The organism is Desulfotignum phosphitoxidans DSM 13687 (assembly GCF_000350545.1).
Taxonomy (GTDB): Bacteria; Desulfobacterota; Desulfobacteria; order Desulfobacterales; family Desulfobacteraceae; genus Desulfotignum; species Desulfotignum phosphitoxidans.
Genome location: NZ_APJX01000004.1, coordinates 83250 through 103617, shown reverse-complemented (window position 1 = coordinate 103617; position 20368 = coordinate 83250). Strand labels below are relative to the sequence as shown.

Genomic DNA, 20368 nt, shown 5'->3' with positions numbered 1-20368 from the left:
CAATCAACTGCTTTTAATGGTATGGAAACCCATGGGATACAGATATCTGTCATATGTTTTGAATGAAACCACCCCGGCCTATGGCGATGGCCGGTCCCTGGATGTGGAGCAGATCAATGACATGACCCGGGGCCATACCTGCAACACCCAGGTCTGGCATCTGCCCAACCATGTGGGTACCCACATCGATATGCCCTTGCATTTCTGCCGGAACGGGGCCGGGTTGGACCGGTTTCCCGCAGATTTCTGGATCTGCAATCAGGTGTGCCATATTCGTCTGGCCACCGTCATCCCGGGCCAGATCATCACTCCTTTGGATTTGAAATCCCATGTTCTGCCGCCTTCCACCGACCTTTTGCTGCTGGAAACCGGTTTTGGCGCCCACCGGGGAGAAAACGTCTATATGCTGGAAAATCCAGGCATTGATCCGGAGCTGGCGGATTATTTAAGAAAAACATGCCCTTGCTTGAAGATGATCGGACTGGATATGATTTCATTGTCCAGCTTTGCGGCCAGGGATTTGGGAAGACAGGCCCACAGAGCATTTCTGGACCATGAAGCCCCGATTCTGATCATCGAGGACATGGATCTGTCACAATTGTCTGAAACAAAAGGCATCGAACAGGTCATTGTCAGCCCGCTGCGGGTGGCACAGGGGGACGGGTCCCCGTGCACCGTGATTGCCAAAATCAAAGATAAACAGGAATGATATCATGAAAAATGTATTGTGCACCACCACCAGCTTCGGGTCCGCCTCCCCGGGCGTGCTGGACCGGATCCGCGCCCATGGACTGAACCCGGTGCTCAACCCGTTGAAACGAAAACTCACGGCCCGGGAACTGGAAGACCTGGTGGCGCAGCATGATCCCGTGGGGATTCTGGCAGGCACAGAACCGATACCTTCCCAGAGCCTGGCAGGGTTTCCCCAGACAGTGAAGGTGATCTCCCGGGTGGGGGCCGGCTGGGACAACGTGGCCCGGGATGCGGCGGAACAAAAAGGGATAAAGGTGTTCCGCACCCAGGGGGTGCTGGATGATGCCGTGGCGGAACTGGCCCTGGGCATGATCCTGTCTGCCCTGCGGCACCTGTCCCGGCACAACGCAGATCTCAAAGCCGGCATCTGGCAGAAGCATATGGGCGGGCTGTTAAAGGGAAAAACGGTGGGAATCCTGGGTTTCGGCAGCATCGGCCGGCAGGTGGGGACCCTGTGCCATGCCCTGGGTGCAAAAATCGTTTACACAGACCCGGTCACGGCCCCTTGTGACTGGGCTTCCCCTTTGTCCAAAAAAGAACTGGTGGCAGTGTCGGACATCATCAGTGTTCATGCGGCCGGCAGCCGGGTCCTGCTGGATGCCGATGATCTGGCCGCCTGCCGGTCCGGAGTGATCCTGGTCAACACGGCCCGGGGCGGCATGGTGGATGAACAAGCCCTGTTCCAGGGGCTTTCCTCCGGGGCGATCGGGTTCGCCTGTCTGGATGTGTTTGAAAAAGAACCTTATGACGGGCCGTTAAAGGATCTGGAAAACGTGCTGCTGACCCCGCACATCGGGTCCTATGCCAGAGAGGCCCGGGCCGCCATGGAAGAGATGGCCGTGGATCACCTGCTGGCAGGACTGGGCATATCAACGACATAAAGACCATGACAACAGGACTGAATCATATGAAAAAAGTACTGGTAACCGGCGGGTCCGGTTTTCTGGGCAGCCATATTGCCGACTCCCTGACGGACAGCGGATATGAGGTGGTGATTTTTGATAAATCCCGGTCCCCTTATCTGAAACCCTCCCAGAAAATGATCATCGGCGATATCTGTGATGCACACGAAGTGGATGCCGCGGTCAACGGCTGCGACTATGTGTATCACCTGGCAGCAGAAGCGGATATCGGGGCTTCGGCACAGGATCCGGCCAGGACCATGACCCTGAACGTGGGCGGCACGATCCATTTTTTAAATGCCTGCCTGAAGCACAAGGTCAAACGCCTGGTATTTTCCAGCAGTATTTACGTGTACAGTGATCTGGGCAGCTTTTACCGGATTTCCAAACAGACCTGTGAAAAACTCATTGAAGAATATGCCAAAGAATTTGGATTGAAATTCACCATTCTGCGTTTCGGCTCTCTTTACGGCCCCCGGGCCAATGCGTTCAACGGGATCCACAAGATGATCCGCCAGGCCCTGGAAACCGGAGAGATCCTCCGCCAGGGAGATGATGAAGCGATCCGGGAATATATTCATGTCAAGGACGCAGCAGACATGTGTGTCAAGATCCTGGCCCCGGCTTATGAAAACACCCACCTGATCATCACGGGCCACCAGCGCATGCAGGTGAAAGAACTCATGACCCTGATCAGTGAAATTTTCAACAACCAGCTGAAAATCACCTATAAGCAGGGCATTGACAAACACCACTACAAGGTCACCCCATACACCTATGCGCCCCGGTCTGCCAGACGTATCACACCCGAGGTGTTTTATGACATGGGCCAGGGGATTCTAGAGGTCATCGATGATATTCAGCACAATGATCCGTTGTTCAACAAAACACAAGGAAGTGATTCATGAGAATTCTGGTCGGTATCCCGGTGCGAATGGCATCCACCCGGTTTCCCGGAAAACCGCTGTGCCGCATTTGCGGCACCACCATGGTGGAACATGTGTATCAACGCTGTGCCCTGAGCCGCTATGCCACAGACCTGTTTGTGGCAGCCTGCGATGAGGAGGTGAGAGACCATGTCAAAGGGTTCGGGGGCAATGTGATCATGACCGATCCCGCCATTTCCCGGGCCGGGCTCCGGGTGGCTTCGGCGGCTGAAACCCTGGACCCGGCCAAAGATGACATCGTGGTGGTGGTCCAGGGCGATGAACCCCTGGTGCATCCGGACATGCTGGATCTGGCCATCCAGCCCCTGCTGGATGAACCCGATATTTTTGTGAGCAATCTGTGCCGCAAAATCGACACGGATGAGTGGCAGGACCCGGCCGAAATCAAGGTGGTGTGTGATCTGTACATGAATGCCATGTACATGTCCCGGTCTCCCATTCCTTCCATTGACCATGAAGAGGCCCGGTGCGACTGGTACAAACAGGTGTGCATCATGCCGTTCCGGTGGCAGTTCATGCAGCGCTTCAACCATGAGCTGGCAGAAACCCCGCTGGAACAACAGGAATCCGTGGAAATGCTCCGGGCCATGCAGCATGGGTACAAGGTGCGCATGGTGCCCTCTGCCTATGTGTCCAAGTCCGTGGACACGGAAGCGGACCGGCAGGCAGCGGAAGCACTCATGGAAAAAGATGCCGTGTTTGCCCGGTATCGGTCTTGAAACAACGGATAAATATACAAGGAAATACATCATGCAGGTGTGCGGCAAATCCTATCAGGCCATGATATTTGATTTTGACGGGGTCCTGGCAGATTCCGTGGAGGTCAAGACCGATGCCTTCCGTCAGATGTTTGCTCCTTATGGGAAAGAGATCCAGGAAAAGGTGGTCGAGCACCATCGCCATCACGGGGGCATGACCCGGAAAGAAAAACTGGTCCACTACCACAAGCAGTTTCTGGGAAAGGACCTGACCCCGGCCCGGCTGTCTGAACTTTGCGATACGTTTTCATCCCTGGTGGTGCAGAAGGTGATTGCCGCTCCTCAGATCCCGGGGGCAGAAGCGTTTCTGAACCGGTGCCGGGCGGAGAACATCCTTTGTTTTGTGGATTCTGCCACCCCGGATGATGAACTGGCCCGGATCGTTGAACAGCGGGGCTTGTCCGGATATTTTGAAAAAATTCTGGGATCAGACAGAACCAAAACCCGGAACCTGGCGTGGATATTGGAAACCTGTGACCTGTTGCCCAGCCAGTGCCTGTTTTTCGGAGATGCCGGATCTGACCGTGAGGCGGCTTTGGCCTGTGACATGGATTTCATGGGGCTTGTGCCGGATGAGACCGCGCCGTTGCTGCAAAAATATCCGGATATCTCCTGGGCAAAAGATTTCAACCAGTTGATGGCAGGAGAATGTCATGGATGATCAGAGAAAAAAAATCATGGCCCTGCGGGAAAAACTGGCTGCCGGAGGCGTGACCCTGGGCTCCTGGATGCAGCTGGACAATTCGTCTGTGGCGGAAATTATAGGAAACGCCGGGTATGACTGGGTGGCCGTGGACCTGGAGCACGGGCATTTTTCTTTGTCCCGGCTGCCGGATCTTTTCAGAGCCCTGGAACTGGGGGGAACGTTGCCATTTGCCAGGGTCGCGCAAGGCCGGACCAAGGAGATCAAACAGGCCCTGGATGCCGGAGCCAGAGGGCTGATCATTCCTATGGTGGAATCGGCAAACATGCTGGCAGATTGCATCTCCCGGGCATTTTATCCGCCGGACGGCATCCGGGGAGTCGGGTATTCCCGGGCCAATCTGTTCGGAAAAAAGTTTGATGCCTATACCGCATCTCATCGAGATGGCATCTTTATGACGGCCCAGATCGAAACCCAAAAAGGGGTGGACCACCTGGCAGATATCCTGAAAGTGCCGGGCCTGGATGCCGTGATGGTGGGCCCCTATGACCTGTCCGGTTCCATGGGCATGACCGCGCAGTTTGATGATCCCGTGTTCAAACAGACCCTGGCGCAGATTCTGGCCTGCTGTAAAGCCGCAGGCATCCCCTGCGGGTTTCATGTGGTGCAGCCGGATCCCAACGCCTTACAGGAAAAAATCGGCCAGGGATACCAGTTCATTGCCTATGGCATCGATGCCGTGTTTCTGTATGCCCAGGCCCGGGCTCCGGAGCTGGGATAGACCATGACTGCGCGGGTTGTCCTGAACTTTCATGACCTGATCATTGTGTCGGGACAGGACCTGCCCGGTGTTCTGAAAAACAAAATCCAGGCCGGTGCCGGAAGGTTTGTATCAAAAGCCCTTCCATCCCCGGGGCCTCCACCGGAACCGGATATCCTGCTCACTCCCATGACCCGTGCCCCGGAACTGGATACATTTTCGCGGCACATGAACCATGTGTACGGGTTCTGCCAGGTGATGTTTGAGGGAAAACCTGCCATCTGTTTTCTGGGCCGGGCAAGACCGGAGCTGTGTGTATATTTTTCTTCCCCCGGCACCCTGGTGATGGCGTTTCAGCCGGGCACCAAATCCGCGGATCTGTTCTGGGCCATTTTGCTGTTTGCCTGCCATCTGATGTCACGTCTCAAACAGATGCTCTTGTGCCACGGGTCCGTGGTGGTGAAAAACGGCCGGGCCATTGTGTTTTCCGGCCACCACGGGGTGGGCAAAACCCCGGTGCTGCTGCATTTTCTCAAAAACGGCTGGGAATATCTGAGTGATGACAAGTTTTTTTTGTCCCGCAGACAGGTGTATCTCATGCAGACCCATATCGCCGTCAACCACTACCATTTTCAGATGCTGCCCTGGCTGTCCCGGTATGTGGCCCCGAAAAAACAGGTGGTGCTGCCTCAGGCCGTGCGGCAGGGCCTGAGCCGGCTGGCGACCCGGATCTGGCCGGGTGGGGTGCCGGTCAGAGTGTACTGCCAGCTGCATCCGGGCACGCGTATCGACCTGGAAACAAACCCGTTCCACACCGGGATCGTCTCCCGGGCCGTGCCCGTGCTCTGGGTGATGCTCCAGAACACCGGAACTCCGGATGTTCAGCCGCTGAATCCGGAAACCGGCCTGGACAAGCTGGCCTTGATCCAGCAGATGTTTTTCACTCTCCGGTTTGACCTGGAAAAGTGTCTGCTGTTTTACAGTGACCGCACACTATTGCCGGTAAGAGATCTTCTGGCACAAAACCTGCCGGAAGACCTGATCTTTGCCCTGGCATCGGTTCCGGAAAATACACAGCTGGACCGGTTTTATGAAAACATCCTGGATGCCTGCCCATGACACGCATACTGGATCTGAACCATCTGACCCTGGACCATGTCCGCGTTCTTGAATCCGTGATTGACGAAATCAAGCCTGATTTCCACGCATTGATCAAATCCCTGTATGACCGGACCGACAGATCCATCTTCTGGATGGTGAACAGCCTGGTCAGCCGGAGCAATTACAGCAGTGATCTGTTCCAGGATCTGTGTGGACTCGAACTGGCGCGTCAGACCGCTGCGGCCGGAGCTGTTGACAGGATCATTGTCCGCAGCCCCGGCCAGAAAAAAGTGCTGGATGCGTATTTCCGGTATCATCAGATACCTATACCGGTCAGATGCCCGGGGGCTTTGACTTCGACGCTGGGAAGGGTTGGCAAACCTATTTATGATGTGCTGCGCAACATCCAGTGGAGCCTGGCGTATCTGAAACAAAAAAACAAGCACCGCCGGCAGGCGGTTCCCGTCAACCGCTCCCTGATCCTCATTGACACGTTTTTCAGTGCCTATATCTTTAAATCCGGTGAATTCAAGGACCGGTACTATACCGGACTGCTGGATCACCTGACCCCGGAACAGGAAGCCCATGTTTTTTTTGTTCCCAATGTGATCTCCTGGCGCAGGATCGGCCGGATGGTCCGCATAGCGGAAGGGGCCAGGGAAAAATTTATCTATTTTTTTGATTTTCTGAAACTAAAGGATTATCTGTTTGCCCTGTCCGCTCCGTTTGCCATCAGACGGATTCCACTGGGACATTATCGGTTCAGGGGGATGCCCATCGGCCCGGTCCTGAAAGCGGATTTCAGAAAACATATTGCCCAGCGAAGCGCTTTTCGGGGGATATTGTTTTTTTGCTTTTTCAAACGGCTTAAACAGGCCGGCATCTCTTTGCACCTGGTGGTGGACTGGTTTGAAAACCAGATGGTGGACCGGGGATTCAACAAGGGAAAGAACATTTTTTTTCCGGACACCCCGTCCATTGGATACCAGGGCCTGATCGCTGCCTATAAATGGCATTTCCAGGTGCAGCCCACACAGGCTGAAGCCCGGGCCGGCGTGATCCCCCAGACCATGGCCGTGATCGGCAGCGGATTGAAAACCATTGCCCGGCAATACCATCCCGGCCTGGATGTGATGGTGGCACCGGGCCTGCGGTTTTCAGATATCCATAAACTCCCTGTCAAAGAGCCGGACCAGTTTTCCGACACAGCCCCGGTCATCCTGGTGGCCCTGCCCATCTGGGTGGAGGACAGCCTGGAAATCCTGGGCTTGCTGTTTCATGTGCTGGATCTGATCCGGGAGAAGCAGGCAAAGGTGCGGATCAAGCCCCATCCCTCCCTGGATTTTGACGCGGTCCAGTCGGCCATGCCGTCCTGGCCCCGGAAATTCACCCTCATTGAAGGGGATTTTGCCGATACCGTTCAAACCGCCGACCTGTTGATCAGTTCCGGATCCACCGTGTGCATGGAAGCCATTGCATACGGCATTCCTGTGATTGTCATCGGCAGCCGGACCAGTGTAACCAAAAACATCATTCCGGAAACAGTGCCCAAACAGATCTGGGATTTGTGCTACACCGGGGATGAATTTTCCCTTGCCCTGAACCGCCTGTGTTTTGACCTGACCCGGGCCGACCGCCAGGCGTTTGCCCGGCTGGCACAGCAGGTGCGGACAGATTTTTTTCATCCTGTGTCTGAACACAACGTCAGGCAGATGCTGAAACTGGATTTCCTTGCACCGGACCAGCCCAGGCCTTTCATTCAGCCCGCAGCCCCGGCAACAGACCTGGAAGCAAACTGACATGGGATTTTCACGAAAGCCACCCTCATTTTATTTTCAGGAAGACCGTTACCCGGATCAAATCGGCAGAAAAACCGTTCATTCCTACCTGTATGCAACCGGATCCAATGCCGTCCGCTTTTTTATCAATATTGCATCCGTGTTCATTCTGGCCCGACTTCTCATGCCTGAAGATTTCGGGTATGTGGCCATGGCAGCAGCGTTTGTGTCCACGCCTAAGATGGTGACCGGCCAGGCCCTTTCCATGGGGATCATCCAGTCCCCTGAAATCAATCCGGACCAGTTGAACGGGTTCTTCTGGGTCTGCCTGGGCCTGACCGCTGCCATCACGGGGTTGTCTGTGGCATGTTCCCCCCTGGTGGCCTGGTTTTTCAATGAGCCCAAATTAACAGATATGGTGCGAATGATGTCGCTCATGATCCTGTTTACCGGCGTCTGCGCCATTCACTATGCCCTGTTGAACCGCACCATGCAGTTCGGGGTCATCTCCGGCATCGACCTGATCTCCGGGATTCTTTCCAAAGGGGTGGCTGTTGTTCTGGCTGTCCTGGGTTTCGGGTACTGGGCCCTGGTGATGCTGCCGGTCTCCCATGAGGGAATCCGGGCTGTTTTGCTATGGGCCGCGTGCAGTTTCACACCCAAATTCCGGCAGATGAATTTTCAAGGCAAATCCCTGCTCAAACTGGGCTCCACCCTGTCTGTGGCCGGCATTATCACCAGTTTTGCCAATGAAATGGACCGGATTCTGATCGGAAAATTTTTAACTCCCCAGATGCTTGGGATCTATTCACGATCCAGCGCACTGGGGGAGATGCCGGGGAAATTCATTGCCTGGCCCTTAGGCCGGATCGCGGTATCGGCCCTTTCCAGACTCCAGCAGGATCCAAAGGAGTTTCAGCGGTTTTTCCTGTTACTGACCCAGGCCTATTTTTTGTTGATCATCCCTGTTTTTGTCTGGGCCTTTGTTTCCGGAGACGCCATTGTGCTTTTGATTCTGGGAGACAACTGGCAGGCGGCCATTCCGGTGTTTAAAATCCTGGTGTTTTATTTTCTTTTCAAAAACCTGGCCCGGCCCTTTGAATGGCTTCTCACGGCCACCTATGCATCCGGCACCACAGCCAGGCAGATATATGTCTGGACCTTTTCAAGAAACATCTGCTTTGTGGCCGGGGTTGCCGCCGGCCTGCCCAGGGGGGGGACCGGTGTCGCCATTGCCGTGGCAGCTGCTTTTCTGCTGTTTTTGCTGGGAAGTATTTATTTTTTTTCCAGCGCATCATTTTATGACAGACCCGCCTTTGCCAGGCTGCTGCTGAAAATCGGTGTGCCCGGTCTGATCTCACTATGTGCCGCCCTGTTAATCATCAAACAAACCGCACTGATTCACGCTTTTTCCCATTTGACCGCCAGCTGTATCTGCTTTGCCCTGGTCCAGGGCGTGTTTTTTCTGTCATTTTTATGCATACCCGGCAGTAGAGATACATTGAAAAATATGATACGTACCCTGAAAACGACTTTAACCCAGAGAAAATGATCTTATGCAGCAAAAAGAAAACTATAATTACATACAGGCATTTAAATGGATCTATTCACGACTGCTGAAAAAGCGGAAAATTCAGTTCTGGATTCTGTTTGTCGGGATGTCATCCGCTGCTTTGCTTGAAACGGTTGCCGTGGGATCAGTGGCGTTTTTCGCCTCGGTAATTACAGATCCCCAGGTGATGTTTAATTCCAAGTATGTGGCCTTTTTTCAGACATACACCCACCTGGAAATTTTACAAACAGTGAAGGGACTGATCCTGGCATCCGGTTTCGTGATGCTGGGGCTGATCCTTTTCAAAAACATTATGAAAGCGGTTGTCGCATACGGCATCACCCGGTTCGGCGTTTTGATCGAAGCTTATTTCGGCCAGGTGCTGCTGGACGGTATCTTACGCCTGCCCTATAAATGGCATCTGATGCGCAACAGCGCGGATCTGGTGACCACCATTATGTGGCGGACCTTTCTGGGTCGGGAGTTCTTCCGGCCCTGTCTGTTGATCATGAATAATATTTTAATGGTCGCCATCATGTTGACGGCCCTGTTTTTCATTCACCCGGGCGTTTCCATGTCAGTGATGGCAGTGCTTGGCACCACCTCCGTGTTTATTTACAAAGTGATTAAAAAACAGGTGGATAGAACCGCCACCATTGCCAGGGATTATCAGCTTTCCATCAATCAGGTCACCACCATGGCCATTCACGGCATCAAGGATGTAAAAATTTCCGCCACAGAGAATCAGTTTTCCTCACGATTCTATAAAAAAGCGTTTCCACTGGCCCGGATCACGGGCATGCAGGAGCTGTATGCTGAATCACCGGTCCTGATTCTGGAGACCATCGGGTTTGCCATGATCTGTGCCGCCATTTTTTTCATGCTTCTACTGTCCAATTCATCCACCGCATACGTGACCGGCACCATGGTGGTTCTGGCGGTTACCGGGTGGAAAGCGCTGCCGGCCATAAATAAAATTTTAAACAGTATTACCAAGGTGAGAAAAGCCTTGCCATTTATCGCCAATGAGATTATGTATTTTGAGGAAATCGAGGCAAATGCGCCTCCTGCTGGCCTGAAGACCAGCAAATCACCTGTGTTTGAACATCAAATTCATTTCAACCAGGTGTGTTTTTCATATCAGGATTCAGACAGGCATGTGATCCATAACATGAGCTTTGAAATCAACAAAGGAGACACCGTCGGCATCATCGGAAAATCCGGTGCCGGCAAAAGTACGCTGGTGGACCTGCTCATCGGACTGCTCAAACCGGTCAAAGGGCAGATCACCATCGACGGCACCCCCCTGGCCCGGGAACACCTTGCCGCCTGGCTGCAAATCACCGGGTATGTCCCCCAGTCCCCATATATTTATGACGGCACCATTGCCCAGAATGTGGCATTTGGTGTTGATGAATCCGACATTGACCGCCAATGGGTCAAACAATGCTGCACCATGGCCTCCATGGATGAGTTTATGGAGGATCTGCCCGACGGCATTGACGCATTTATCGGCGAACGGGGAATCCGGCTTTCCGGGGGGCAGCAGCAGCGCGTCGCCATTGCCCGGGCTTTGTACACCCGGCCGGAAGTCATGATTTTTGATGAAGCCACCAGCTCCCTGGACACGAAAAGTGAAAAAGCGATCCAGGAAACCATCTACAGTTTCAGGGGCAAACAGACCCTGATCATCATTGCCCATCGACTCAGTACTGTCAAGGCATGTGATTATCTGATCTGGATCGACAACGGCACCATCCGGCTGCAGGGCAAGTCCGACAAGGTGCTGTCAGCCTATGAAAAAGAAACTGTAGCCACATGAAAAACGAACCGATTCGTGTGGACACAAGATTACTGTCTGATTAATTGATTCGGGGACAGATCTCCCAGAGGAGATGAGAATTGTAACCGACAGAGCGGAGCTGTGCTCTGACATGAAAGATTTCCACCAGGTGCAACACGCCGAGGTCTAGAACCTTTAAGCCTGCAACGGAATTTTGTTCAACCACCAACAGTTGACAAAGGCACCGATATGGCGTACATTTTTTGGTAACTGTCAACAAAAACACAAAAAAGGCATAATCATGGATGCAGCATCACAAAGCAAAACCGAGAGAATCAATCTCCGCGTAAAAAGCAGTGCAAAAGACCTCATAATGCTTGCTGCCGGGTTTGAGGGCAAGACAGTCAGTCATTTTATATTGACCAGTGCTTTGAAGTGTGCGGAAAAAACAGTCCAGGAGCATCAGATGATGACCTTGAATGCAAATGATTCAAAGGTTTTTTTTGAAGCACTTTCCGCCCCGGTGCGGTTTAATCCCAAATTGACCGCAGCTTTTGAAGAATATGATCAACGTGTCATCACCAAATGACACGTTTCCGGGATCTGGTTATTGCGCCGCTGAACTCTGATCACGACAGAGCCGGCTTTCATTGTCATGTGGACACATTTGATCATTATATTCATAAGCAGGCCGGGCAGGATATCAAACGCAGCATCAGTCGTATTTTTGTTGCAGAGCAGTCTGGCAATTCCAAAGAGATGCTGGGCTATTACAGCTTGAGCACATTATCTATTGAATTGAGCCAATTACCCGAAAATCTGGCCCGGAAGCTGCCCAGACATCCAATACCTGCTGCCCTGATTGGCAGGCTTGCCGTCAGCAAAAATGCGCAGGGATACGGTATCGGCAGAATGCTGCTGATAGATGCCATTAAGCGGACACTGTCAGTAAGCGACCAGATAGCAATCTATGCCATGATTGTTGATGCAGTTAACGACAGCGCCAGAGGCTTTTATGAACAATACGGGTTTGCGAGCTTAAAGGATAGCGGCACAAGACTGTTTTTGCCCTTAAAATCATTCAAAAAAAACCCAGATTACCGGTAATTCCCATTGTGCTCTACCACGGCCGGAAACCCACCAACGACAATAAAGCAGGCCTGACCCCCACATTTTGTTTCACAAGTTGTTTGACTTGAATGCCCGGGATTATTACAATAAGGATAATCTGGCATGAAATATGGGAAGGAAGATCGATCGCGGTCATCCGCATTTTAAACGCAAAAGGGGGGGAATGTAATCATGGCAGTTTTGAAAGTTACAAAAATAGACCTTACATCAAACATACAGGAGTATTTGTGGCGTGTAGAGACTAAAGGTGAAGAACTAATCGTCACATCAGGTGAAGAATCCATATTTATAATAAAGCCGTATAAGTCAAAACAAACAGCAGATGCAGTATTCGGCCCTTTTCGGGGCAAGGTGGATTATGCCGGCAATATTCTTGACCAGGAAACTAGTGAGTGGCTGGAAACATGATGTACGTACTTGATACTTGTGTTTTGCTTTGGTGGACGCTGGATCCGGAAAATCTTTCACCGCTGGCTGCCAAACATTGTAAAAACATAGACACTCAAGGAGCTTGCATTGCCTCTGTTTCTTTATGGGAAATTGGCGTAAAGATTCAAAAGGGCAAGCTTAATATAGGTATGCCGATCAGGTCATTCGTAAAATTACTTTCACAAGTCAATATTGAACAGGTGCCAGTGGATACTGATCTTTGGCTTGAATCACTGGATCTGGATTGGGAGCATCGCGATCCTGCGGACAGGCTGATTGTTGCGCTTGCAAAACAACGTGACCTCCCAATTCTAACAGCAGATAACCTGATTCGTGAATATTACCCTTCCGTAATTTGGTAGATGTGGCCAAAAGAAATTCCGGATACCCAATACCCAACCCCCCAATAACTACAATAAAGCAGGCCTGACCCCCACAGTGACCCCCCAAAACCTAACCTGGGATGAAGCGATTTACCCCCGCTCCGCCGTGAATCGCAAGACGGTGGAAGCCTACGTCGAAGCCCTGTCCATCGGTGCCCAGTTCCCGGCGGTCAAGGTGCAGCAGGTGGTCAACTACACCCCGGGCGGGGATTTGCTGGCCATCGTGCTGATCATCATCGACGGGGTGCACCGGTGGTTCGCCTTTACAGAAGCCGGCCGATCTCACATCCCCGTGATCCATTATCAGGACCGGGTCCTGGATTACGAAGCCGTCAAAACAGAGCTGCTCTTAGAGTCGGCCCAGAACAACACCACCCATGGGGACCGGCTGACCATTGCCGACAAAAAGCGCATCGCCAGAGACATTGCCACCTCAGACCCGGACCACACCTACACTGACACAGCCCTGGCCGAAAAACTGGGCGTCAGCCGCCAGGCCGTCAACACCTGGATCACGGATATCCGCGCCCGCCAGAAAACCAGCCGGGCCGGCACCATCATCCGCCTGCACCGCCTGGGCTGGACCCAGGAGAAAATCAGCGACCAGGTGGGCCTGACCCAGAACCGGGTGTCCCAGATTATCAATAATGCCATATATGGAAATATTGATAATTTGCTGGAACAGGGCCGGGACATGGCCTATATCGCCTCCCATTACCAGATGGACATGGCCCTGGCCTGGGCATTGCGCCTGACAAGCCTTCATGACCGGGACAAATTCAAGGCCCTGGACTGGGGCCTGCGCACCTGGGACCAGTGGCAGTTCAACGACTGCGACGACCGGTTCGGCAGCGACTGGCCCGGCCGGATCCCTGCCCAGCTGGTGGCCCACACCCTGTATTACTTTACCCGCCCCGGAGACCGTGTCCTGGACCCTATGGCCGGCGGCGGCGTGGTCCCGGATGTGTGCCTTTTGTTTGAACGAAAATGCCGGGCCTTTGACCAGAACCCCCACAAGGACCGCCCGGAAATCGAGCCCCATCACTGGGACCCGGACACAGGAGACTGGCCCCTCACGGACAAACCGGACCTGATCTTTTTTGATCCCCCTTATTACACCAAACTGGACAAGACCTACAAAGCAGCCGCTGCCCCAAAAGCCCCGTCCGTGTCCTCTTTGCCCAGAGAAGACTACATCCGGTTTTTTGCCCGGTTTTTCACCCTGGCCCATGAACACACCCGGCCCGGCACCACCCTGGCATTTCTCAATGCCGACTGGCGCAATTTTGAATCCACCCCGGCGGCCCAAGAAACCCCGGACCAGGCCGTGACCCTGTTCGACTATCACGACCTTTTGTCCCAAACCGGGTGGCAGACCACCCACCGCATCGAATGCCCCCTGTCCACCCAGCGCCTGACCAGCACCCAGGTGCAGCGCATGCAGACCAAACGCATCCTGGGCACCATCGGCCGAACCTTGTTAATCGCCAGACGGATGTAAAGGAGAGCGCATCACAGTTTAGTGTGGACACAAGAAAACTGTTTGACTAATTGATTCGGAGACAGATCTCCCAGAGGGCATGAGAATTGTAACCGACAGAGCGGAGCTGTGCTCTGCAAAAGAACGCTTCATTCCAAGGAGAATACCATGTTTTATTATCAATCAATCCTAAGTGCTTTTGGCATTATTTTGGTGGAAGCTGCTTTTCCCCTTGAATCCGCATTTGCTTATTTGGATCCAGGGACAGGAAGCATGATGTTGCAAGCTCTTATAGCCGGTTTTGTCGCAATTGGAGTTACTGGCGGTATTTATTGGCGCCGGTTTAAAAAATTTTTTACCCGCAATAAAAAAGAGGATGGCGTTGGGCACAAAAAATGATAAATGATTCAGGATCATTTCGGGACCCATCAGGAAGTGTTTATGTTTCAAATCATGACTCAGTCTATCGTCATGTGTTTCAGCCTGGAGTTTCAGATTATGAGGCTTCTAAACAAAATGGGATCTATGATATACTTTATAATGCTGGCCTGTTGATTGGCCACAAAGAGATCAGTAAAAAAATCATAGCAGATACTGAAATATATTATTGTTTGAAACATCCTAAGATTCCGATGGTGAGTTATCCCTGGGAATGGCCATTTTCGATGTTGAAAGATGCAGCAATAATTCATTTAGACATAATGGAAATGATAATTCCGCTGGGTTTCTGGCTCAGGGATGCAAATGCGTTCAATGTTCAGTATGATGGTGAAAAACTGGTTTTTATTGATACTCTTTCTGTTGGAAAAAAATCTGCTGAAAGCCCATGGGTTGCGTATGGTCAATTTTGTTCTCATTTTTTAGCCCCTTTGGTGATGGCCGCATATCGTGATATCCGTTTACTTTCCATGTGGCGTAGCTATATTAACGGTTTTCCTCTTGACCTTGCTGTGAAAACATTACCTGTTGGTAAAAAAATTATACCAAGATTGTTTACACATTTAGTCCTTCATTCAAAATTTCAACGTATTGCAGACAAGAAAGGTCATATCAATGAGAGAAAAAGAGCAAAAGTTAGTGAGTTGGGACTGATTGGATTAATTCGCTCCCTTCGGAAAACAATTTCCGGCATCCATATGAAGCAGGCACTTTCCTTTTGGGAAACATACAATGATATTAGGACATATGAATCAAATGATATAAAAGAAAAATCCGTTTTCATAGAAACTGTTGTAGCAAGAATAAAACCTGATGTTGTATGGGATCTGGGTGCGAATACTGGAGATTTCTCGATTGTTGCCGCTTCAAAGGGTGCATTTGTGGTCAGTATTGATGGAGATCCAGTCTGTACAGAATCCCTTTACAAAAGAATCGTAAAAGACAGTAGTATTAAAAAAATTTTACCATTGACGATGGATCTGTCGAATCCCTCTCCTGGTCTGGGGTGGAATAATCAAGAACGGATGAGTCTTAACCAAAGGGGGCCTGCTGATCTTTTGCTGGCATTGGCCCTTATTCATCATCTCGTATTATCATCTTCTATACCGCTGTCCCATGTTGCTGAATGGTTTGCACAGATTGCCAGGCATATTATTGTGGAGTTCGTCCCTCCAGAAGATCCTATGGCGAGAAGGCTTATTAAAAACAGACTGGAGCCACACCTTCCATATGGCTATGAAGCATTCAAAGAAAACTTTGGAAAATATTTCATTTTTATAGAAGAAAAATGCTTAAGTAACAAGAGATCTTTGTTTTGCTGCGAAAAAAAAAAATAGAATGGACTTAAAAGACTTGTTTGCAAAGAAGTTTAATATCAAAAAATCACCTGTTTTTTACCCCTATATTTTTGCCGTATTTCCGATTTTTTTTCTATTTGCACATAATATAGAGGAGGTTTTCTTCCCCGAGGTTTTGATGCCCTCGATATTCATCTTAAGCCTGACAGTTCTGATGAAACTATGTTTGCGGTTGATGGTAAAAAATACTCATAAAACAGGGATATTGATATCAGTTTTTTTGATTTTTTTTTTCACATATGGAGCTGCTTATGATGTGGTAATTGGTTTTCGGATAAAGAATTTAATAATTGACAGCCATAAATTTTTTATATTTTTCTGGTGTGCCTGTTTTATTTTTGCAGTTCATTTAATAATAAGAATTAAATGGAATCTTCGTATTCTTACGAATTTTTTAAACATAATGTCTTTTGTTTTGTTTGTTTTGGTGCTTATCAATATCAGCGTTTACAAATTGAAAACAAATGATGTTAAGCAAATTGATTTAACTTTTGAAAGAACCAAAAATAAAGACAACAACGAAAAGGAAACTATTTCATCGTCTTTTTCTAAAGACATTTTAAGAGATATCTACTATATCATTTTAGATGGTTATGCTAGTTCCTCTACCCTTAAAGAAATTTATGATTTCAACAACGCTGAATTTGAAAAACACCTAATCAGCAAAGGATTTTATATAGCGACTGAAAGCAGGAGCAACTATGTACTCACCTTTTTGTCGCTTGCCTCATCCTTAAATATGAAATACATTAATTTTTTGACGGAGATGTTAGGGGATAAGTCAAAAGATAGAAAAATACCCTATCAAATGATTTCAAATAGTGAAGTAATGAATTTTTTAAAATGGAATGGGTACAAATTTATCCATTTTAGTTCAGGTTGGGGTGCGACAAATTATAATAAATTTGCAGATTTGAACGTTTACAATAGTCGAGCAAATGAATTTTGGATGATATTGATTCGGACGACTCTATTACGTCTTTTTGAAAACCATTTTATTGTTTATGTCGCCAGAAAAAGAGTAGTGTCTTCTTTTAGCCAACTTGGAAAAATTAATAGAATAAAGGAACCAAAATTCGTTTTTGCCCATATTATTCCTCCACACCCTCCTTATATTTTCGGAGCAGACTGTGGTCCAGTTTCAAAAACCAGCCTTGAAATGAGTGGCGGTGTTTGGGAACAAAAAAGAAATTATTTGAATCAATTAATTTGCATCAATAAAAAGGTTGAGATGTTAATTGAATCAATATTATTGCAATCAAGTATTTCTCCAATAATCATAATCCAATCAGACCATGGAACCGCTTCAACTTTTATTGATAGCGATTCCGGCACTGCAAGCTGGGGGAATCCGACTGAAAAGATGATTCGAGAAAGAACAAGGATATTTAATGCTTACTATTTACCAGATTTCAATGAAGATGAAGAATATATATATGATAGTATCACCCCCGTTAATACCTTTAGGTGTGTTTTGAATTATTATTTCGATACGAATTATGGATTGCTGGAAGATTTTAGTTACTATTCAAATTATGACTATCCATATAAATTTATTAATGTAACCGGCATAGCAAAATATGATTAGGATGAAAGCAAAAAAATTTTTGAAATCTATAAAATGAAAAGTCAAAATTCATGTTAAACAACAAGTCAATTCTTGTGACAGGTGGTACCGGATCGTTCGGCAAAGCATTTGTCAAAACTATCCTTAGCCGGTATCCGGATGTCAAGCGACTGGTGGTTTACTCTCGGGATGAACTCAAGCAGTTTGAAATGGAACAGGAGTTCAGTTCTTCAGTAAACAAGAGTATGCGCTACTTTATCGGTGATATCAGGGACATCGATCGGCTGCGAAGGGCCTTGGAAGGCATCGATACTGTGATTCATGCCGCTGCTCTCAAGCAGGTGCCCGCAGCTGAATACAACCCTTTTGAATCCATCAAGACAAACATTCTCGGCGCTCAGAATCTGGTTGAAGCTTGTCTGGACACAGGCAGCATCAGAAATGTGATGGCTCTTTCCACTGACAAGGCGGCGGCACCAATAAATCTTTATGGTGCAACCAAATTATGTTCCGACAAATTGTTTATCGCGGCCAACAACATCAAAGGAAAGCGTGATATTCGTTTTGCAGTGGTCCGGTATGGCAATGTCATGGGCAGCCGGGGATCAGTGGTTCCTTTTTTTCTTGAAAGACGTAACACTGGTATTCTGCCTATCACTGATTCGCACATGACCCGTTTTAATATCAGTTTGCAGGATGGTGTCGATATGGTGATATGGGCCATTGCGAATGCACAGGGTGGGGAGATATTTGTTCCTAAAATTCCCTCTTATAGAATCACCGACCTTGCCACGGCGATCGGGCCGGAGTGCGATCATTCCATCGTGGGTATCCGGCCCGGTGAAAAAATCCATGAGGAAATGATCACAGCCAGTGACAGTTTCAATACAGTGGATCTGGGCAAATATTTTGCCATCCTGCCCACCACGGGCAAACACAATGCCCAGCATTATTGTGATCACAACGGCTGCAAACTGGTGACTCCGGGATTTGCCTACAACAGCGGCACCAACCCGGATTTTCTGACGGTGGAGCAGCTGCGGGAGTTGATCCGGCTGGATGTGGACCCGAATTTCAAGGTGTAGACAATGATCCCTTATGGCAGACAGCACATTACCCAGGCAGACATAGACGCGGTCGTCAATGTCCTGCAATCTGATTTTCTCACCCAGGGTCCGAAAGTGCCGGCATTCGAGCGGGCAGTGGCGGACAGGGTCGGGGCAAAACATGCCGTGGCGGTCAATTCCGGGACCAGCGCCCTGCATGTGGCCTGCCTGGCCCTGGGACTCGGCCCGGGAGATATCCTGTGGACCTCACCCATCACATTTGTGGCATCTGCCAATTGCGCCCTGTACTGCGGAGCCAGGGTGGACTTTGTGGACATCGATCCACTCACCTACACCATGTGCCCCAAAGCCCTTGAAGAAAAACTGGAACAGGCAAAAAAGAAAAATCGTCTTCCCAAAATCGTTATCCCGGTGCATCTGTGCGGACAGCCCTGCAACATGAAAGCCATTTTTGACCTGTCTCAAAAATATGGATTCAAAATCATTGAAGATGCCTGCCATGCCCTGGGCGCGGAATACAGAGGGTTTTCCATCGGCAGTTGCAGTTACAGTGAAATTTCTGTTTTCAGCTTTCATCCGGTAAAAATCATCACCACGGCCGAAGGGGGAATGGCTGTCACCAATGATTCGGATTTGGCCGCCCGCATGGCACGGCTTCGCAGCCACGGAATCACCCGGGAACCGGAACTCATGACCCATGAACCGGATGGCCCTTGGTATTATCAGCAGATCGATTTGGGGTTCAATTTTCGAATGACCGATATTCAGGCTGCCCTGGGTCTCAGCCAGCTTGCCAGACTGGATGCATTTGTTTCCAGGCGCCGGGAACTCGCAAAACGGTATGACCTACTGTTGGCAGATCTTCCGGTCATCCTCCCCCAGCAGAACCCGGATGGAATGTCTGCCTGGCATCTTTATGTCATTCGCCTGCAGCTGGGCAGGATACACCAAAGCCGTAAACAGGTGTTTAAATCGATGAGAGATAAAGGAATCGGAGTCAATCTGCATTATATCCCTGTGCATCTCCAACCCTGGTACCGGGCACTGGGATTTGAGACGGGGCAGTTTCCAAAATCTGAACAATATTACCGGGAAGCCCTGACTTTGCCGCTGTTTTACGCCATGACAGAACAAGAGCAGGATCGTGTGGTAGCGAGTTTACAAAATGCGATTTGAATGATAATGGCTGCATCAGTATTTCAAACTGAACAAGGAACAATATGAAACCATATTTCATTGCGGAAGTTTCCAGCAACCATCACCGTGATCTGGGTCGATGTCTGCAATTTATCGACACAGCCGCAAAAATGGGAACTGCCTCTGGCATTTCTGACCGACTTGGCTGAACATTGCCGGGACAAAGGAATATTTTTTCCTGCACACCGTTTTACCTGGCAGCTGTCGAAGAGTTGTACGCGTCGATGATCGAATTACATCTTGATCTGGATGGTAAAGGTGCGGAATTTACCCAGGGGCACTGTTGGCTGCCGGAATAAATGGGGGAGGTGATTGTTAATTGTAAGGGCATGGGGATGCCT

Annotated in this window: 20 protein-coding genes; all 20 read left to right on the top strand. The window is 49.8% G+C overall.

Features of this window, described 5'->3' with window-relative positions:
- Positions 1-31 precede the first annotated feature (31 nt).
- Entirely contained in the window at positions 32-709 is a 678-nt protein-coding gene (locus DPO_RS10170; protein WP_006965788.1) for a cyclase family protein, read from the top strand.
- Between the two features lie 4 nt (positions 710-713).
- Positions 714-1634, top strand: a complete 921-nt coding sequence (locus tag DPO_RS10165) for an NAD(P)-dependent oxidoreductase (protein ID WP_006965787.1) — start codon at positions 714-716, stop codon at positions 1632-1634.
- A 26-nt stretch (positions 1635-1660) separates the two neighbouring features.
- Complete coding sequence (locus DPO_RS10160; protein WP_006965786.1) at positions 1661-2563, top strand: NAD-dependent epimerase/dehydratase family protein; 903 nt, start codon at positions 1661-1663, stop codon at positions 2561-2563.
- Positions 2560-3321: a 3-deoxy-manno-octulosonate cytidylyltransferase gene (locus DPO_RS10155; RefSeq protein ID WP_006965785.1), complete on the top strand. Its 762-nt coding sequence runs from the start codon at positions 2560-2562 to the stop codon at positions 3319-3321. Before DPO_RS10160 ends, DPO_RS10155 begins: the two co-directional genes overlap by 4 nt.
- On the top strand, positions 3293-4021 hold the full coding sequence (locus DPO_RS10150; protein WP_236609940.1) for an HAD family hydrolase: 729 nt from the start codon (positions 3293-3295) through the stop codon (positions 4019-4021). Before DPO_RS10155 ends, DPO_RS10150 begins: the two co-directional genes overlap by 29 nt.
- Positions 4014-4784 carry an HpcH/HpaI aldolase family protein gene (locus tag DPO_RS10145; RefSeq protein WP_006965783.1) on the top strand — a complete coding sequence of 257 codons (771 nt, stop codon included), beginning with the start codon at positions 4014-4016 and terminating at the stop codon, positions 4782-4784. The genes DPO_RS10150 and DPO_RS10145 overlap by 8 nt, the downstream gene beginning before the upstream one ends.
- A gap of 3 nt (positions 4785-4787) precedes the next feature.
- Positions 4788-5882, top strand: a complete 1095-nt coding sequence (locus DPO_RS10140; RefSeq protein ID WP_006965782.1) for a hypothetical protein — start codon at positions 4788-4790, stop codon at positions 5880-5882.
- Entirely contained in the window at positions 5879-7663 is a 1785-nt protein-coding gene (locus tag DPO_RS10135; protein WP_006965781.1) for a hypothetical protein, read from the top strand. Before DPO_RS10140 ends, DPO_RS10135 begins: the two co-directional genes overlap by 4 nt.
- A gap of 1 nt (position 7664) precedes the next feature.
- A complete protein-coding gene (locus DPO_RS10130; RefSeq protein ID WP_006965780.1) occupies positions 7665-9194 on the top strand; it encodes a lipopolysaccharide biosynthesis protein in 1530 nt (509 codons plus the stop codon).
- Between the two features lie 4 nt (positions 9195-9198).
- Complete coding sequence (locus DPO_RS10125; RefSeq protein ID WP_006965779.1) at positions 9199-11016, top strand: ABC transporter ATP-binding protein; 1818 nt, start codon at positions 9199-9201, stop codon at positions 11014-11016.
- A 262-nt stretch (positions 11017-11278) separates the two neighbouring features.
- The gene (locus DPO_RS10120) at positions 11279-11566 is read left to right on the top strand and encodes a type II toxin-antitoxin system TacA family antitoxin (RefSeq protein WP_006965778.1); all 288 of its coding nucleotides are present in this window, start codon (positions 11279-11281) and stop codon (positions 11564-11566) included.
- The gene (locus DPO_RS10115) at positions 11563-12084 is read left to right on the top strand and encodes a GNAT family N-acetyltransferase (protein ID WP_006965777.1); all 522 of its coding nucleotides are present in this window, start codon (positions 11563-11565) and stop codon (positions 12082-12084) included. Before DPO_RS10120 ends, DPO_RS10115 begins: the two co-directional genes overlap by 4 nt.
- Before the next feature lie 195 nt (positions 12085-12279).
- Entirely contained in the window at positions 12280-12516 is a 237-nt protein-coding gene (locus tag DPO_RS10110; protein ID WP_006965776.1) for a hypothetical protein, read from the top strand.
- The gene (locus DPO_RS10105) at positions 12501-12899 is read left to right on the top strand and encodes a type II toxin-antitoxin system VapC family toxin (RefSeq protein WP_201765620.1); all 399 of its coding nucleotides are present in this window, start codon (positions 12501-12503) and stop codon (positions 12897-12899) included. Before DPO_RS10110 ends, DPO_RS10105 begins: the two co-directional genes overlap by 16 nt.
- Before the next feature lie 76 nt (positions 12900-12975).
- On the top strand, positions 12976-14421 hold the full coding sequence (locus tag DPO_RS10100) for a hypothetical protein (RefSeq protein WP_006965774.1): 1446 nt from the start codon (positions 12976-12978) through the stop codon (positions 14419-14421).
- 147 nt (positions 14422-14568) lie between these two features.
- The gene (locus tag DPO_RS10095; protein WP_006965773.1) at positions 14569-14799 is read left to right on the top strand and encodes an LPXTG cell wall anchor domain-containing protein; all 231 of its coding nucleotides are present in this window, start codon (positions 14569-14571) and stop codon (positions 14797-14799) included.
- A complete protein-coding gene (locus DPO_RS10090) occupies positions 14796-16175 on the top strand; it encodes a class I SAM-dependent methyltransferase (RefSeq protein ID WP_006965772.1) in 1380 nt (459 codons plus the stop codon). Before DPO_RS10095 ends, DPO_RS10090 begins: the two co-directional genes overlap by 4 nt.
- A 1-nt stretch (position 16176) precedes the next feature.
- Complete coding sequence (locus DPO_RS10085; protein ID WP_040011810.1) at positions 16177-17784, top strand: hypothetical protein; 1608 nt, start codon at positions 16177-16179, stop codon at positions 17782-17784.
- 50 nt (positions 17785-17834) lie between these two features.
- Positions 17835-18848 carry a UDP-N-acetylglucosamine 4,6-dehydratase (inverting) gene (gene pseB / locus DPO_RS10080; protein WP_006965770.1) on the top strand — a complete coding sequence of 338 codons (1014 nt, stop codon included), beginning with the start codon at positions 17835-17837 and terminating at the stop codon, positions 18846-18848.
- Between the two features lie 3 nt (positions 18849-18851).
- Positions 18852-20006, top strand: a complete 1155-nt coding sequence (gene pseC / locus DPO_RS10075; RefSeq protein ID WP_006965769.1) for a UDP-4-amino-4,6-dideoxy-N-acetyl-beta-L-altrosamine transaminase — start codon at positions 18852-18854, stop codon at positions 20004-20006.
- Positions 20007-20368 lie beyond the last annotated feature (362 nt).

Excerpts from the sequence above, each read along its gene's own strand:
- DPO_RS10170 (WP_006965788.1), top strand. The coding sequence starts at position 32 with ATGGGATACAGATATCTGTCATATGTTTTGAATGAAACCACCCCGGCC.
- DPO_RS10165 (WP_006965787.1), top strand. The coding sequence starts at position 714 with ATGAAAAATGTATTGTGCACCACCACCAGCTTCGGGTCCGCCTCCCCG.
- DPO_RS10160 (WP_006965786.1), top strand. The coding sequence starts at position 1,661 with ATGAAAAAAGTACTGGTAACCGGCGGGTCCGGTTTTCTGGGCAGCCAT.
- DPO_RS10155 (WP_006965785.1), top strand. The coding sequence starts at position 2,560 with ATGAGAATTCTGGTCGGTATCCCGGTGCGAATGGCATCCACCCGGTTT.
- DPO_RS10150 (WP_236609940.1), top strand. The coding sequence starts at position 3,293 with ATGCCGTGTTTGCCCGGTATCGGTCTTGAAACAACGGATAAATATACA.
- DPO_RS10145 (WP_006965783.1), top strand. The coding sequence starts at position 4,014 with ATGGATGATCAGAGAAAAAAAATCATGGCCCTGCGGGAAAAACTGGCT.
- DPO_RS10140 (WP_006965782.1), top strand. The coding sequence starts at position 4,788 with ATGACTGCGCGGGTTGTCCTGAACTTTCATGACCTGATCATTGTGTCG.
- DPO_RS10135 (WP_006965781.1), top strand. The coding sequence starts at position 5,879 with ATGACACGCATACTGGATCTGAACCATCTGACCCTGGACCATGTCCGC.
- DPO_RS10130 (WP_006965780.1), top strand. The coding sequence starts at position 7,665 with ATGGGATTTTCACGAAAGCCACCCTCATTTTATTTTCAGGAAGACCGT.
- DPO_RS10125 (WP_006965779.1), top strand. The coding sequence starts at position 9,199 with ATGCAGCAAAAAGAAAACTATAATTACATACAGGCATTTAAATGGATC.
- DPO_RS10120 (WP_006965778.1), top strand. The coding sequence starts at position 11,279 with ATGGATGCAGCATCACAAAGCAAAACCGAGAGAATCAATCTCCGCGTA.
- DPO_RS10115 (WP_006965777.1), top strand. The coding sequence starts at position 11,563 with ATGACACGTTTCCGGGATCTGGTTATTGCGCCGCTGAACTCTGATCAC.
- DPO_RS10110 (WP_006965776.1), top strand. The coding sequence starts at position 12,280 with ATGGCAGTTTTGAAAGTTACAAAAATAGACCTTACATCAAACATACAG.
- DPO_RS10095 (WP_006965773.1), top strand. The coding sequence starts at position 14,569 with ATGTTTTATTATCAATCAATCCTAAGTGCTTTTGGCATTATTTTGGTG.
- DPO_RS10090 (WP_006965772.1), top strand. The coding sequence starts at position 14,796 with ATGATAAATGATTCAGGATCATTTCGGGACCCATCAGGAAGTGTTTAT.
- DPO_RS10085 (WP_040011810.1), top strand. The coding sequence starts at position 16,177 with ATGGACTTAAAAGACTTGTTTGCAAAGAAGTTTAATATCAAAAAATCA.
- pseB (WP_006965770.1), top strand. The coding sequence starts at position 17,835 with ATGTTAAACAACAAGTCAATTCTTGTGACAGGTGGTACCGGATCGTTC.
- pseC (WP_006965769.1), top strand. The coding sequence starts at position 18,852 with ATGATCCCTTATGGCAGACAGCACATTACCCAGGCAGACATAGACGCG.